We start from the raw sequence: 14,553 nt of genomic DNA, 5'->3' as shown, positions 1-14,553 counted from the left end.
AAAATTATGCAAGAGATGTCTCAGACAGATTTAAAAGAAATACAGGCTGTAACATTAACTATGTCCAAATATTTTGTGCAATTTTGTCAAGAAAATAATTTATTATGTTATTTCTGTGGCGGTGGTTGTATTGGTGCTGTACGCAGTCAAGGATTTATTCCGTGGGATGATGATTTGGATTTTTTTATGCCACGACCAGACTATGAAAAATTAAAAAAGCTATGGCCACAGAAAGCAGACATAAATAGATATCCATTATTAGTTGCTTCTAAAACATATAATGATCATAATTCATTTATAACTATTAGGGATACTGCCACTACTTTTATTAAACCCTATCAAGAGGATTTAGATATCCCTCATGGTTTACCAATTGATATTTTTCCGTTAGATGGTGCGCCAGAAGGGAAATTGCGAAGAAAAATCCAAAAGTTTTGGGCACTGATTTATGCGTTATTTTGTTCGCAAGTTGTTCCAGAAAAACATGGTGGTCTGATGGCTACAGGAAGCAAGGTTTTATTAGGGATTTTTTCTTCAAGCAAAATTCGCTATCATATTTGGCGCTTCGCTGAAAAAAGAATGACCAAGTATTCCTTTGGTTCAACTCCTTATGTCACAGAATTGTGTGTCGGACCACGCTACATGGGCAATATTTATCATTTAGAAGATTTTAAATCTGCTATTTTTGTTCCATTTGAAGATACAAAAATGCCAATACCAGTGGGCTACAAGCGCTACTTAACACAGGTTTTTGGGGATTATATGCAATTGCCACCAGAGGAAGATCGTCAACCTCATCATGAAGCGCTAATTGTTGATACTAAAAAATCGTATACAGAATATCTTTAAAAACTTCAATTATTTATACTGAAGCTGAACGTTATCTATAAATAGCGTTCAGCATTTTGTTGTAAAAAAATAAATAACATAATCAATGTAATAAAAAGATAAAGTTTAGAAATAAAATAGTAAAAAAAAGTTAGCAAGATTTTCTTGACGTAAGCTAAAATTTATTAGAAAATTATTTGAAACTAGTGCTCATTCTAATCAGTTTTGAGAAATTTCAATTTGAAAAGTAAAAAATTGTTGGTTTCAAGTAAAATTTACATACTATAATTAAATGAGGATTAATTGTAAACAATACGCAAAAAGAAGGGTTAAATAAATAATGAAGAGAATAAATAAAATATCTGTTATTACAATGCTAATGTTGACAGCATTGGTTCCTAGTTCATCAATAGTGTATGCAATCGATGCATCAAGTAGTGAAAGTGCAGAAGAAGTAATTTCTACGGATACAGCAGAAACACTAAACTCTACGTCATCTAGCGGGGAAACTTCGACAGAAAGTTCTTCTAGCACCTCATCTTCAGTTCCTTCGGAAACAAAAAATAGTTTGGACACGAGTGATGCTAAAGACACTTGGCAATCAAAAGATGCTGAAGAAACTTCGGAAACGACTAGTTCTTCAGAAGCTAATAATAAAGATGAAGACGAAATCGTAATAACAGAGGATATGAACAAACCTATGGGATCAGGAATGAAAGGAACGAGAAGAAAAAGAGCCGCATATGCCTATGGTGATCCTATTAGCATAACAGAGGCAAATCGTCCGCCTAAAAACTTTATCGATGTATCTTCTTGGAATGGTAGTTTAAGTGTAGCAAATTATCAAACTATGAAAAGTTATGGGATAGGCGGAGTGGTCGTTAAAATGACCGAAGCGACAACTTATCAAAATCCAGAAAGATTTGCACAAGTTCAAAATGCAAATGCAGTGGGAATAAAAGTATCCGCCTATCACTATAGTCACTTTACAACAAAAGATCAGGCAATAAAAGAAGCAAACTACTTTGCCGATACAGCAATTAATACTGGATTACCAAAAGACACTTTAATGATTAATGATGCAGAAGAAGGTAGCATGAATAATGGACAATTGACAGCTAATTCAATTGCTTTTGCTAATCAATTAAAAGCAAGAGGTTTTACGAATGTATTACATTATTCAATGGCAGCATGGTTTACAGAAGGAGTTTTATCGCCTACACAACTAGGGACTGAAAATATTTGGATTGCTCAGTATCCTTTTGAACCGACTGCAGATCAGTTATGGCACAAAAATGAAGGTTATGCGGCATGGCAATGGTCTTCATTATTAACGATTCCAGGTGTTGATATCGGCGTAGGTGTGTTTGATATTAATGCTGATTACACTGGACGATTTACATCTAGTGGTGGAAAACAGTATGATGATTTAATTAGCCAAAAAAACTACGATTATAACGCAAAAGTAAAAGTAGCGAGTGAAGCAAAAAAACATGATGTATACAACGGAATTTACAATGTCGGTCCAGGAGTTTCTAGTATGGGCAAAGGAGACATATACGCAGGTCAAGCCGCCCATATTACAGGGTATGCGAAGACTAGCCGTGCAGAATTTTTGCGATTTGCGATTGGAGGCAAAACAATTGGCTGGATGAATAAGCAGGCGTTTACCCCTGCTCTCAATACAGCGACTTACACGAAAATGAACAAACAAGGCATTATCGCAGACACGTCAATTTCTAATGGACATGGGGTCTTTAGCAAAGCGAACAATACTGCCGAAGATGGCGAGAACTTGGGACGTGCCTCTCAATATGCCAACCAATTCGTAACTATTATCCAGTCTGCAAAATTATCTAATGGTCTGACCACATACCAATTTCAATTGAATGGCAAAACAATCGGCTGGGTAGATAGTCGGGCATTTGGAACAATCTTTGATGATTTAATTAGTCAAAAAAACTACGATTACAACGCAAAAGTAAAAGTAGCGAGTGAAGCAAAAAAACATGATGTATACAATGGAATTTACAATGTCGGTCCAGGAGTTTCTAGTATGGGTAAAGGGGACATATACGCAGGTCAATCCGCCCATATTACAGGGTATGCGAAGACTAGCCGTGCAGAGTTTTTGCGATTTGCGATTGGAGGCAAAACGATTGGCTGGATGAATAAGCAGGCGTTTACCCCTGCTCTCAATACAGCGACTTACACGAAAATGAACAAACAAGGCATTATCGCAGACGCATCAATTTCTAATGGACATGGGGTCTTTAGTAAAGCGAACAATACTGCCGAAGATGGCGAGAACTTGGGACGTGCTTCTCAATATGCCAACCAAGTCGTAACTATTATCCAGTCTGCAAAATTATCTAATGGTCTGACCGCATACCAATTTCAATTGAATGGCAAAACAATCGGCTGGGTAGATAGTCGAGCATTTGGAACAATCTTTGATGATTTAATTAGTCAAAAAAACTACGATTATAACGCAAAAGTAAAAGTAGCGAGTGAAGCAAAAAAACATGATGTATACAATGGAATTTACAATGTCGGTCCAGGAGTTTCTAGTATGGGTAAAGGGGACATATACGCAGGTCAATCCGCCCATATTACAGGGTATGCGAAGACTAGCCGTGCAGAGTTTTTGCGATTTGCGATTGGAGGCAAAACGATTGGCTGGATGAATAAGCAGGCGTTTACCCCTGCTCTCAATACAGCGACTTACACGAAAATGAACAAACAAGGCATTATCGCAGACGCATCAATTTCTAATGGACATGGGGTCTTTAGTAAAGCGAACAATACTGCCGAAGATGGCGAGAACTTGGGACGTGCTTCTCAATATGCCAACCAAGTCGTAACTATTATCCAGTCTGCAAAATTATCTAATGGTCTGACCGCATACCAATTTCAATTGAATGGTAAAACAATCGGCTGGGTAGATAGTCGGGCATTTGGAACAATCTTTGATGATTTAATTAGTCAAAAAAACTACGATTACAACGCAAAAGTAAAAGTAGCGAGTGAAGCAAAAAAACATGATGTATACAATGGAATTTACAATGTCGGTCCAGGAGTTTCTAGTATGGGCAAAGGAGACATATACGCAGGTCAAGCCGCCCATATTACAGGGTATGCGAAGACTAGCCGTGCAGAATTTTTGCGATTTGCGATTGGAGGCAAAACAATTGGCTGGATGAATAAGCAGGCGTTTACCCCTACTCTCAATACAGCGACTTACACGAAAATGAACAAACAAGGCATTATCGCAGATGCATCAATTTCTAATGGACATGGGGTCTTTAGTAAAGCGAACAATACTGCCGAAGATGGCGAGAACTTGGGACGTGCTTCTCAATATGCCAACCAAGTCGTAACCATTATCCAGTCTGCAAAATTATCTAATGGTCTGACCACATACCAATTTCAATTGAATGGCAAAACAATCGGCTGGGTAGATAGTCGGGCATTTGGAACAATCTTTGATGATTTAATTAGTCAAAAAAACTACGATTATAACGCAAAAGTAAAAGTAGCGAGTGAAGCAAAAAAACATGATGTATACAATGGAATTTACAATGTCGGTCCAGGAGTTTCTAGTATGGGTAAAGGGGACATATACGCAGGTCAAGCCGCCCATATTACAGGGTATGCGAAGACTAGCCGTGCAGAATTTTTGCGATTTGCGATTGGAGGCAAAACAATTGGCTGGATGAATAAGCAGGCGTTTACCCCTACTCTCAATACAGCGACTTACACGAAAATGAACAAACAAGGCATTATCGCAGACGCGTCAATTTCTAATGGACATGGGGTCTTTAGTAAAGCGAACAATACTGCCGAAGATGGCGAGAACTTGGGACGTGCTTCTCAATATGCCAACCAAGTCGTAACCATTATCCAGTCTGCAAAATTATCTAATGGTCTGACCACATACCAATTTCAATTGAATGGCAAAACAATCGGCTGGGTAGATAGTCGAGCATTAAAAAAATAATAGTGAAAATACTTATTGAATCACACACAGAAAGAGCCTGGGACAAAAATCACTTCAGATTTTTGTCCCAGGCTTAAAAATTGATAAACGGCGGAAACAGTAGCAACACTACGCGTTGCATTGTTCTCAACAACTTCTATGGTGTTTTCTCGACATACGTCTCGTCACAGTCCGACCGTCAAAAGAGCTAAAGCGTTAAAAGTTGCAATGTTTCACTGTGAAGCATGAATAGATGAAATCATCGTACACTACACTTCGTTTCGATCTCTTCAATTTCTAAGTCTTAAAGGACTAAGAGATTGAAGAATTCGGTGAAGGTCCTTCTTATTCTTCTAAAGAATTTTGGAAAGGGAAGTGCGCCGTAGTCGCAAATTTAAGGATTACTCTGTTGAAATTCATGCAAGAGAGTAGGTTTTAATGGCAGATTTCCCTAACAAAGTGAAACTATTAGAGCGAAAATGGGAACATAGATTAAAAAATTTATTTAGCGACTATTTCATACGTTGGTTCCTCATCAAAAAGCAATAATAGGTACTATTGAATTCCTTTATTTTGAAAATATTTCAAAGAAAGTTATTATCTAAAAATTTAATTCATATTAGTTGTGGACTTGTATAACAATTGGAATTATACGACTAGTTTAAAACATAAAGTCAATGAATCAAGGAGTATTCTTATCGTCGTATCTTTTATTTCAACTAAGGTAGGGTTTGTTAAAGAATGTATTATGGACAGGCTCTTAAAGAAAATACTATTTTTGAAAGTTAACAATAATTGAAGAAGATCATTGGGAGATACATTTATTAGTATAACGATCATCGAAGTAAAGAAACACTTGGTTTGGCAATTCCTATCAATTTTTGTCAAGAACAACAATTAAAAATAAAGTGGAAAATACACTTAATAAAAAGTCAAACTTTCCGAAACCTGTCCAGATTTATATTCATCAATGAGTTTTTTCTTAATCAAATATTTACAGTTCGATTAAGGTCTACGATAAATTATTGAAACTTACTGATAGTTATGAGAAAATGTAAAAGATTGAATGCAGTTTTGGCTGTGTTGATGAATATATAAGTTAAACAAAATTGAAATAAAACTAGTTGTTGACTAGTTAGAGAAAGGATTTTGTATCAAATGATTACAGCTTTAATTATTGCCGGTGGGGTCGGTAAACGAATGGGGCAGGAGATTCCTAAACAATTTATTATGGTAGAGGAAAAACCGATAATTATCTACACATTGGAATCTTTTCAAAAGCATCCACTCATTGATCGAATCTTAGTTGTGTGTAAAAAAGGTTGGGAACAAACACTAGATGCCTATGCAAAAGAGTACCATATTGACAAATTACAATGGATTATTCCAGGAGGAAATTCTGGTCAAGAATCAATTAACAATGGGGTTAATTTCTTAAAAGAACATTCAAATCCAGAAGATACTATTGTTATCCATGACGGGATTCGCCCATTAGTTGATGAATTAGTTTTATCTGATGTAATTGTTAAGTGTCAAGAATATGGAAATGCAGTGACTTCGTTGCCATATAATGAACAAATTTTTGTAAAAGAAACTGAGGAAACAACTCGACAATATATTAATCGTGAAACATTACGTCGCGTGTCAACACCACAAGCCTATAAATTTGAAAAATTAACTTGGGCTTACGAAAAAGCATTCCGTGAGAATATTGGTATTTCTGAATCGTCATACACAAATACTATGATGGTGGATTTAGGCGAAACATTGTATTTTGCTTTAGGCTCAGATAAAAACATTAAGTTAACCACACAAGATGACTTACAGTTATTTAAAGGCTTCTTGAAAATGAAAGAAGAGTAGTGGAGGGATACCATGTTATTTACAGACGATAATTATTTATCAGACGTTGAACGAGTTCTAGAGAAGACACCAGATTGGACGAAAGTAACTAATAAATCTGTTTTTATAACTGGTGCTTCAGGCATGATTGGGACCTTTTTAATTGATGTGCTTATGTACCAAAATAAAACGAGAAATGCGAATATTTCGATCTGGGCGATGGGACGAACATTGTCGCGTTTAGAAGAGCGATTTACTAGTTATCTAGAAGATCCGTTATTCCATATAGTTATCGGAGATGTCACAGAAGAAATTCAGATAGCAGAAGCTTGTGACTATGTGTTGCATTGTGCTAGTAATACACATCCTAAATCATATGCCAGTGATCCAATTGGAACGATTATGACCAATATTGCTGGTACGCAGCATATTTTAGATTATGCGGTCAAAGCGAATAGTGAAAAAGTGTTATTTTTATCAACTGTTGAAATCTATGGAGAAAATCGTGGAGATATTGATAAATTTACGGAAGACTATTGCGGCTATATTGACTGTAACACGCTACGGGCCGGTTATCCCGAAGGAAAAAGAGCAAGTGAATCATTATGTCAAGCCTATATTCAGAAATATGGTATTGATGTTGTTATTCCAAGAATTAGTCGTACTTTCGGGCCTACGATGTTACTTTCGGATAGTAAAGCTTCTTCTCAATTTATTATGAATGCAGTTCATAAAGAAAACATTGTGTTAAAAAGCGCAGGGACCCAACTATACTCTTATGCATACGTTGCAGATATTGTATCTGCTCTTTTATTTTTATTAGTTAAAGGGCAAAAGGGGGAAGCTTACAATGTTTCAAACGAACATTGCGATATTACGTTACGTACTTTTGCGGAAACATTAGCCAATGTGGCTGGAACAAAAGTGATTCATGGTGAAGCCACCGCCCAAGAAAAACAAGGATTTTCTAAAGCAACAAAAGCACTACTAGACAATCAAAAAATCTACGCATTAGGTTGGCGGCCTCTGTACGACAGTATGGAAGAACCATTAAAACATACAATTAAAATTTTAGAAGGTAGCGGAAATTGATATGCCCAAAATTAGTATTATTGTTCCTGTATACAATGTAGAAAAATATTTAGAAAAATGTGTACGCTCTATTTTAGCTCAAACGTTTACTGACTTCGAATTAATTCTGGTGGACGATGGCTCTCCAGACAGTTCTGGAGCAATGTGTGATCAGTTTGCTGAACAAGATCAACGGGTAAAAGTTATCCATAAAGAAAATGGAGGGCTGAGCGATGCTCGTAATGCTGGAATTGAAATAGCGACAGGTGAGTATTTAGGTTTCGTAGACAGTGATGATTACATTGCAGATGATATGTATGAACTATTATATACAAATATCGTAAAAGAAGATGCCGATTTATCAATCTGTGGTATTTATGATGTTTATGAGGGAAAAGAACCTGTAGAAAAACAACAGCAATATATAGTACTAGATAAAGTAGCAGCAATGAAAATGATTTTAGAAGCTAAAGTTGTATCTGTTCATGCTGTGAATAAGTTATATAAAAAAGAAATTTTTGAAGATATCCGATACCCTGTAGGCATGATTACAGAAGACGGTGCAGTTATTTTATCTATCCTAGAGCATACAGAGAAAATTGTTATTGATACGCAACAAAAATATTATTATTTTCACCGTGCCAATAGTATTTCAAGCAATCTTTTTTCTAAGAAAGATTTAGATACAATCAATGTTTGGAAAGAAAATGAAAAATATATCTTAGACTGGTATCCTGAATTATCTAATGTTGTTCATACACGTGTATGTTGGGCAAATTTTATAGTATTAGATAAAATGATGAATAGTAAGTTAAATAATGAAGAAAAAAAAGTTCAAAAAGAAATTGTTACTTTTTTACGAAAAAATTTTAAATTTATAATGAAAAATCAATATTTTACTATGCCTAGAAAAGTCGGAGCAATCGCACTTCAAATCGGAGTACCATATTATAAGATGATTGCTATATTGGAAGAAAAACATAGGAAAACAAAAAATGAATAAATTAGGAGTAGTATTATGTGGGTAAATAACTTTTTGGAAAAAACGAAATTACCGTTTTTAATAATTTTTGAATTTATGCTTTTATTAAGAACAATTAGTCTTTATAGCTTGTTACCAAGTAAGGTAGATACTCTGGTGTTTGGGTTGATATCAATTTGGGCGATGGTTTATATTCTAAATCAGATGTTTTTTATTCTAAAAAATAAAAGATTTAAACAATTTGATCCGATGTTAGTCATTTTTATAGTCATGCTTTTTTTTGTAACACTCATTCATTACCAAACGTATTTTATAGCTAACCTAAAATTAGTTATATGGCAGGCTATTTTTTTATTAGTTATTTATCAAATTGGTAAAGAACAAGATAAAAAAACATTTAAAGTATTAGAAAAAATTCTTTTAATAGTTTGGGGATTGTTAGTAGTTATCGCTATTTGTATGTTTTTTATACAGTATTCATATACAGCGCCTTTGGATAAAATTTATAATGGCTTAAGAATTGGCTTTTTTGAAAATCGTTTATATGGGGTATTTGCCGACCCTAACTTTGCAGCTACCATTTCTGTTGTTTCAATAATTTTATCGGTGTCATTGCTTTTTCAAACTACTTTGAAAAAGTGGAAATGGTTATTGATAATGAATACTTTGATACAATGGATATATATAACTTTATCTGGATCAAGGACGGCTTTTGTAGAGCTAATGGTAATTATTTTTGTGGGTTCGTTTTTTGTGGTGTATCAAAAAACGACTGAAAAAAAATTAGGTTTACAACTTTTATATTCTATTATTACAAGTATTGGTATGGTCTTTTTTGCCTATATAGCAACGAAGCTAATTGAAAGAGGAATGTTAGCTATTTTAGATTTGTGGAATAACGTAGAATACAAATCTACAACGAACGTTTCAAAAAATCGACCAGATGTTTCTTTGGATAGACCAGACGTAGAAAACAAGACAGATATTTCTAATAATCGTTTTGGACTTTGGAAAAGTTCGTTTGAGATATTTCAGTCAAATATCTGGTTTGGTACCTCTCCTAGAAATTTGGTAACATATGCCCAACACTATTTACCTAATACTTTGATTGCGGTTAAACAACAAACTTCGCATAATTTTTTCTTTTATACCTTAGCGACAACGGGGCTGGCAGGGACTATTCCGTTAATTCTGTTTTTAATTAATAAAATCCTAACAACATTGCAAGTTTTATTTTCAAAAAAAATCAATATTTTTAATGATAATTTTTTGAGAAATGTCTTAATTGTACTGACTATTTTAGTTTCGGCAATGTTTCTAACAGAATTAATTTTAGTTAATAAAATTGGTACCTTTTTATTTTGGCTATATTTAGGTTCTGTATCTAGTCAATTAGTAAAAAACAATAATAAATTCTTATTTTGGAGATAAAAATGAAACCATTAACGATTAAAGAAATACAAGAAACGAGCACAGAAATATTAGTATATATTGATAATATATGTCGTCAAAATAATATTGAATATTCTATTTACTACGGTAGTTTAATTGGTGTTGAAAGGCACCAAGGATACATCCCTTGGGATGATGACTTGGATATTGTCTTAACGAGACCTAATTATGATCGTCTAATTAATATATTATCTAAAGATAAAAATTATCTATTATTGAGCTTGGAAACAAGAAAGAACTATCGCTATACGTTTGCAAAATTAGTTGATACTAGAACATGTGTTAAATCGAAGCAATTTTATAATAGTGAGGACCCAGAATTAGGTGTGTTTGTCGATATTTTTCCGATTGATGGTTTTCCAACCACATCTTCTGAACGTTTAGATTTTGGTCGTCAATGCGAGTCATATAGAGAAAATATGTTAGCTACCTTAAATAATTCTTATGCCATTTCTAAATCTCGATGGAAAGCATACTTAAAACGAGTACTTCTATATCCAAGGTACCGAAAATTACTTAAACAGGGAGATTATGATTTTTGGAAACGTAAATTTATGGATAAAGTAACTACTTATCCGATTGAATCATCTATCGAATGTGGTTATATTGAATTTATCAACGAAGAATGGGGTGTTTTTCCAAAAGAATGGTTTGATCATTATGAAGATGTGTTATTTGCTGGCAATAAAGTTCGAGCAATCAAAGACAGAAAACTATTTTTATCATTACGTTATGGAAATTATATGGAATTACCACCTATGTCTGAACAAGTAACGCACCATCCGTATACTTTTTATTGGAAATAAAGTAAAAAAGGTAGGAAAAATAATGGATTATAATCGCATGATGATTATTACTTTAGATGAAAAATCAGTTCTGTTTTCAACTGATGCGCAAAAATTAGGTGTACATGTAGAAAAATATTTTTCTAAACGTCCTTTTATTGTTAAATTATTAAATCAATTAGATAAAAGAATAGACACTACATTTGCAAGATTTTTTTATGGAGAGTGGAAAAATAATCTCTCTGAAATAGATTTTATTTTGTTGAATTCTCATTACTTTTCACGACCGGTAATTAAATATTTAAATCGTAAATATCCGCATATCAGGATTGCTATATGGTATAGTAATCCTGTTGAAAAAGATACACCGGTTTCTTATTACGCTGATTTAAACTGTGAGCTTTGGTCCTTTGATATAGGTGATTGTGAAAAATACCAAATGCATTTTAATAACCAATTTATAGACGAGACAAAGGTTGTTGCTAGTCAGGAAGATCCAAAGTATCAATCTGATGTTTGTTTTATTGGTGTAGATAAACAGCGTCTCTCTTATTTATTAGAGTTAGAAGCGTACTTTGTAGAGTGTAATTTGAATCCTTTTATCTATGTAGTAGATTCTTCGAAAAATTCTTATTCAAACTATGACTATAAGAAGCCTATCTCTTATAGTGAACTCATTAAGTATGAAGCAAATACATCGGCTATTCTAGATGTTGTACAGGAAAATCAACATGGAATATCATTAAGACCTTTAGAGGCATTATTTCTTAATAAAAAGTTAATTACGAATAATCGCACAGTTTTAAACATGGATTTCTATGAAAAAGAAAATATATTCTTACTAAATAAACAAAATATGTCTGAGATATTAACGTTTTTAAAGGTACCTATGAAACCAGTTGCTGAAACTGTTAAAGAGAAGTATTCATTCAAAGGTTGGTTAAATAATTTTTTTATTTAAAGTACGAAAAATGAAAATCTTTGATGAATATTTTTTTGATTTAAACTTATAAAAGAATAAGAGGTACAATAAATGAATGAGAAAGCTAAATCAGTTGTAAAAAATCTATACTATACAGTCGCTGCTAATTTTGCTACCCTGGGGATATCCGTTTTATTAAACTTATTTGTTCCAAAATTGCTGGGGGTTAGAGAATATAGTTATTGGCAATTATATGTTTTCTATGCTTCCTATGTTGGTTTTTTTCACTTAGGCTGGATTGATGGTATCTACTTAAAAATTGGGGGAGAAGAATACGAAAATTTAGATAAAAGAAATCTCGGTTCTCAATTCTGGTATTTAGCGATTTTTGAATGTTGTATTTCTGCTTTTGTCATTCTTTGGGCTTACTTTTTCATGCCGAAAGAATATCAAGGGATTATTTTGATATTGACGGCCATTGTTTCAGTAATTACAATTGCAAAAACGTTTATTCTGTATGTTTTTCAGTCAACAAATCGTATTAAGGAATATGCTCAATTATCCAGAAATGATCGCTATTTATATGTCCTGTTCATTGCAATTTACTTTGCATTAGGAGGACGAGATTTTTATTGGCTAATCATTATGGATATACTTTCTAAACTGATTATTACGGTTTGGGGAATGTTTAGAGTTAAAGACATGTTGCGTGTGAACATGATGAGTTTGAAGGAAGTTACTCCTGAAATAGTTGATAATATTAACATAGGTAGTAAACTAATGCTCAGTAGTATAGCAAGTATGCTAATAATGGGAACCATTCGCTTTTTTGTTCAACAGCGTTGGACTATCGAAACCTTTGGTAAATTGTCCTTTACTTTAAGTTTATCAAATATGTTTTTAACTTTTATTAATGCTGTTGGAATTGTAATGTTTCCGTTGTTAAGACGGACAAATAAAGAGCGATTGCCGTCTTTATTTGTCACATTAAGAGGTGTTTTTGTTCCGTTGACGTATGCAATTCTGCTGTTATATGTACCCGTCAAATTTGTTTTAGGTATGTGGTTACCCGAATATAGCGAGAGTTTGAAATTTATGGGAATTCTATTTCCTATAGTTATTTATGAAGGTCGGATGTCTTTACTAATTAATACGTATTTAAAAACGTTGAGAAAAGAAAAAACAATTTTATTTGTTAACGTATTGACACTTGCCTTGTCGTTAATCCTGTCGCTGTTTGTGATTTTCGTTGTTGGGAACTTGAATTTAACTGTTGGGTTGATATTAGTAAGTTTAGCATTTCGTTGTAATTTAGCGGAAATTTTTCTATGCAAAGATATGAACGTTAAAATAGGTAATAGTACTGTATTGGAAACGTTGGTTACATTATTGTTTATCTTTAGTAATCTTTGGTTTGGCGGTAGTATTTATAGTTTCATTTCTTATGGAATTGTGTACATTATCTATTTCTTATTCATTCATAAGAGTTTTGTGAATAACGCAAAGAATTTAAAATATTTAGTAAAAGGTTGAGAAAGTTATTTTCTCTCCTTTTTTATTGAAAAAAACAAACTGTAGTCTTTGACACCTAAAAATGGTAAAATTAATGTATTATTTTAATTGGAGTGGGAAACTTGAGGAACTTTTTAATCACAGGCGGCGCCGGCTTTATCGGCTCAACCTTAGCAAATTATTATAGTAAAGACAATCAAGTTGTGGTCGTTGATGATTTATCAATGGGCCAAACTGAAAATTTAAACGCATCTGAAAACATCACGTTCATTGAAGGTAGCGTGACTGATCAACAATTAATGGAAAAAGTACTACAAGAGTATCAGTTCGATTACATTTTTCACTTAGCAGCGATTGCTAGTGTAGCAGATTCAGTAGCACGTCCAGTGGAAACACACCAAGTGAATTTTGAGAGTGTGTTACAATTACTGGAATTAATTCGGAAATACCAGAAAGATTTAAAACGTTTGGTGTTTGCTTCTTCTGCAGCGGTTTATGGTGATGAGCCAACTTTACCAAAACAGGAAGAATCAGTAATTCGTCCATTAACGCCTTATGCAGTCGATAAATTTGCTTCTGAAAAATATGTTTTAAACTATTGTCATTTATATGATGTTCCAACAAGCGCTGTTCGCTTCTTTAACGTTTATGGGCCAAACCAAAACCCTAATTCGCCTTATTCTGGCGTTATTTCGATTGTGATGGACTCTTACAAACGCTTATTGGCCAATCAAGAAGTGACATTCAATATCTTTGGCGATGGAAAACAATCCCGTGATTTTGTCTTTGTTGAGGACGTGGTTCAAGCATTGAATCTTGTCGCTCATTCTGACCAATCACTTGGGGAAGTGTATAATGTCGGGACTGGAAAAGCAACCGATTTAAATGAGTTAATTTCTTCTTTAAATGATATTATGAAAGTCACTTTGCCAGTTGCATACAAAGAAGCGCGAGCTGGGGACATCAAAGATTCCTTAGCGGATATATCTAAATTACGTGCCATTGGTTATGAACCGAAATATAGTATTCAATCCGGTTTGGATAAATATGTTAAGTATGAACTAAAAGATTAAGAGAATAAAAGACGGATTTGAGACTAAATTGTTTATAAGACTTAGAGAGTGGGACATCATCAGTCGCTTTGATTGATGTCTTGCTCTTTCTTTTCTTTTTCCTATAT

Annotated in this window: 10 protein-coding genes; all 10 read left to right on the top strand. The window is 33.7% G+C overall.

From position 1 onward, the window contains the following. Positions 1 to 6: 6 nt before the first annotated feature. The 10 genes from IGL17_RS08825 to IGL17_RS08780 all read left to right on the top strand — a co-directional run bounded on the left by IGL17_RS08825 (position 7) and on the right by IGL17_RS08780 (position 14,446). On the top strand, positions 7 to 849 hold the full coding sequence (locus IGL17_RS08825) for a LicD family protein (protein ID WP_002400614.1): 843 nt from the start codon (positions 7 to 9) through the stop codon (positions 847 to 849). Positions 850 to 1,168: 319 nt separating this feature from the next. Continuing rightward, entirely contained in the window at positions 1,169 to 4,828 is a 3,660-nt protein-coding gene (locus tag IGL17_RS08820) for a GW dipeptide domain-containing protein (RefSeq protein WP_202255359.1), read from the top strand. A 1,137-nt stretch (positions 4,829 to 5,965) separates the two neighbouring features. Beyond that, complete coding sequence (locus IGL17_RS08815) at positions 5,966 to 6,670, top strand: IspD/TarI family cytidylyltransferase (RefSeq protein ID WP_002378508.1); 705 nt, start codon at positions 5,966 to 5,968, stop codon at positions 6,668 to 6,670. A gap of 12 nt (positions 6,671 to 6,682) precedes the next feature. Further along, on the top strand, positions 6,683 to 7,741 hold the full coding sequence (locus IGL17_RS08810) for an NAD-dependent epimerase/dehydratase family protein (protein ID WP_002401287.1): 1,059 nt from the start codon (positions 6,683 to 6,685) through the stop codon (positions 7,739 to 7,741). 1 nt (position 7,742) lies between these two features. Continuing rightward, positions 7,743 to 8,723 (top strand): glycosyltransferase family 2 protein, encoded by a 981-nt coding sequence (locus tag IGL17_RS08805; RefSeq protein WP_002401288.1) that lies wholly within the window; start codon positions 7,743 to 7,745, stop codon positions 8,721 to 8,723. 15 nt (positions 8,724 to 8,738) lie between these two features. Next, positions 8,739 to 10,133: an O-antigen ligase family protein gene (locus IGL17_RS08800; protein WP_002401289.1), complete on the top strand. Its 1,395-nt coding sequence runs from the start codon at positions 8,739 to 8,741 to the stop codon at positions 10,131 to 10,133. A gap of 2 nt (positions 10,134 to 10,135) precedes the next feature. Beyond that, positions 10,136 to 10,960 (top strand): LicD family protein, encoded by an 825-nt coding sequence (locus IGL17_RS08795; protein ID WP_010707340.1) that lies wholly within the window; start codon positions 10,136 to 10,138, stop codon positions 10,958 to 10,960. A 22-nt stretch (positions 10,961 to 10,982) separates the two neighbouring features. Continuing rightward, positions 10,983 to 11,900 (top strand): hypothetical protein, encoded by a 918-nt coding sequence (locus tag IGL17_RS08790; RefSeq protein WP_010707341.1) that lies wholly within the window; start codon positions 10,983 to 10,985, stop codon positions 11,898 to 11,900. 72 nt (positions 11,901 to 11,972) lie between these two features. Beyond that, complete coding sequence (locus IGL17_RS08785) at positions 11,973 to 13,394, top strand: lipopolysaccharide biosynthesis protein (RefSeq protein ID WP_002401292.1); 1,422 nt, start codon at positions 11,973 to 11,975, stop codon at positions 13,392 to 13,394. A gap of 92 nt (positions 13,395 to 13,486) precedes the next feature. Beyond that, positions 13,487 to 14,446 carry a GDP-mannose 4,6-dehydratase gene (locus IGL17_RS08780; RefSeq protein ID WP_016618430.1) on the top strand — a complete coding sequence of 320 codons (960 nt, stop codon included), beginning with the start codon at positions 13,487 to 13,489 and terminating at the stop codon, positions 14,444 to 14,446. Positions 14,447 to 14,553: the final 107 nt, after the last annotated feature.

The organism is Enterococcus sp. AZ088 (genome assembly GCF_051714845.1).
GTDB classification, from domain to species: domain Bacteria; phylum Bacillota; class Bacilli; order Lactobacillales; family Enterococcaceae; genus Enterococcus; species Enterococcus faecalis.
This window is presented reverse-complemented; position numbering and strand designations above follow the sequence as displayed.